General features: G+C 62.6%; 2 protein-coding genes. One reads left to right on the forward strand and one right to left on the reverse strand.

What is annotated here, in order from left to right; all coding sequences use genetic code 11:
- A partial coding sequence (locus PSTU_RS20390; protein ID WP_036992582.1) for a methyl-accepting chemotaxis protein occupies positions 1–389 on the forward strand: 389 nt, incomplete at its 5' end.
- 308 nt (positions 390–697) lie between these two features.
- Here the strand turns inward: PSTU_RS20390 and PSTU_RS0103190 are convergent.
- Positions 698–2,038, reverse strand: a complete 1,341-nt coding sequence (locus PSTU_RS0103190; protein ID WP_019339593.1) for a short-chain fatty acid transporter — start codon at positions 2,036–2,038, stop codon at positions 698–700.
- Positions 2,039–2,126: the final 88 nt, after the last annotated feature.

Here is a 2,126-nt window from a genome sequence, read left to right on the forward strand (position 1 = left end):
TTCGCGCGCTGGCCAGCCGCACCCAGCAGAGCACTCAGGAAATCCAGGGCATGATCGATCGCCTGCAGACCGGTACCAAGCAGGCCGTAGCCGCCATGGGCCGCTCCAGCGAAGCGGGTGATGCCAGCAGTTCCCAGGCCAACCAGGCAGGCGCTTCGCTGGATGCCATCGCGCAGCTGATAGCCACCATCAACGGCATGAACGCCCAGATCGCCAGCGCCGCCGAAGAGCAAACGGCAGTGGCTGAAGAGATCAACCGCAGCGTCCACCAGATCGCCACGGCGGTGGAAAATGTCGCCGCGGAAACCCAACAGGGCGCCGATACCGCGCGCAGCCTGGCTAATGTGGGTGAGCGTCTGGGCGGGCTGGTCCGTCAGTTCCGGATCTGATGCGCTGAAGCACACCCGCGCGAAGCGGGTTGGAAAAGAAAAGGCCGGGGTCCTGTGGATCCCGGCCTTTTTTTGCCTTGGATGGGTTGCTGATGGAGCGGGTGAAGTTGAAGCAGAGCCGCTCTTCAAAACGAACCATTACCGCTCACCAAGCGCCATGTCCACGTAGGGTGGATCACGCTTCATCGATCCACCGGGTGGCGATCCACTGGGTGACGATTCACCGGGTGGCGATCCACCGGGCTGCGACCCACCGGACGGTGTCACGGTGGATGTAAAAAACGACATCCACCCTATTGGGCTTCGCATCAGCCGAAGAAATACAGACAGCCCGAGATGACGATCCCCGAATACACCAGCATCAGCAGGCAATAGCCCATGATGTCGCGGGCGCCAAGGCCGACGATGCCGAGGATCGGCAATGCCCAGAACGGCTGGATCATGTTGGTCCAGGCATCGCCCCAGGCGATTGCCATGGCGGTGACCGCCGGTGCCACGCCGAGGGCCTGGCCAGCTGGCAGCATGATCGGGCCTTGCACAGCCCACTGACCGCCACCCGACGGCACGAACACGTTGACCAGGCCGGCGCTGAGGAAAGCCAGCACCGGGAAGGTGTCCGCCGACGACCAGGCGATGAAGGTGTCGGTGATCTGCTTGCCCAGCGACAGCCCATCGGCGTTGGCTCCGACCATCATGCCCATGATGCCGGCGTAGAAAGGGAACTGGATTACGATGCCGCTGATGCCGCCGATGCCGTCCTGCACCGCACGCATGTAGCGTTCCGGTGAGCCGTGCAGCGCCAGGCCGATAAACAGGAACAGACCGATGACGATGTTCAGCGTCAGCGCGAAGCCGTTCTCGGCGAAGTAATAACCGAAGTAGACGACGCCCAGCGCAACGATGATCAGGTTGAGGATGCGGCTGTCGTCCATGCGCTGCGCCAGGGTGTTGCGCGGCAGGGCCTCATGGGCGGGGTCGAGCAGTTTCGCAGGGTCCGCAACTTTCGGGTCTTTCGGATGCATGGCCCAGTTGAGGATCGGCAGACCGATTACCAGCAGCGCGATGATGGTCAGGTTCATGGTGGTGAACAGGGTGTCGCCGACGCCGATGGCCTCAGTCACCACGCCGCCAGTCATGCGCTCCACATCCGCGCCGCCGGTGGCCAACGACAATGGAATGGAGCCGGACAGGCCGCCGTGCCAGATCAGAAAGCCCGAGTAGGCCGCAGCGACCAGCAGCGGATAGTCGACGCCTTTTACTTCACGGGCCAGGGCGCGGGCGAACACCGCACCGATGACCAAGCCGAAACCCCAATTGATCCAGGAGCCGGCCAGCGCTACCAGTGTGACCAGCACGACTGCCCGTCCTGGCGTGCGCGCCGTGCGTGCCAGGCCGGCAAGCAGGCGATGGATCGCGGGTGCGCTGGCAAGCGCGTGGCCAGTCACCAGAATCAGTGCCATTTGCATGGCGAAGGTCAGCAGATTCCAGAACCCCGAACCCCAGTGCTTGGCCATGGCGGGCACGCCCTGGCCAGTCACCAACATGCTCGCGACGAGCACGATAAGGCTGAGAAGAATCGCAAAAACAAAGGGTGAGGGTAGGTATCGCTGTATGAGCTTGACGCTCAAGGCGGTAACGGAACTGAGCATATCGTTGATCCTGTGTTGTTCTTTTTTTATGGCGGCGCACGTGCGTGGCGTGCGCCGCGATCTTTCAGTGTTGTGACGTTGTGCTTTG

Origin of the sequence: Stutzerimonas stutzeri SDM-LAC, from assembly GCF_000235745.1 — a bacterium.
GTDB classification, from domain to species: Bacteria; Pseudomonadota; Gammaproteobacteria; order Pseudomonadales; family Pseudomonadaceae; genus Stutzerimonas; species Stutzerimonas stutzeri_H.

Excerpts from the sequence above, each read along its gene's own strand:
- PSTU_RS0103190 (WP_019339593.1), bottom strand. The coding sequence starts at position 2,038 with ATGCTCAGTTCCGTTACCGCCTTGAGCGTCAAGCTCATACAGCGATAC.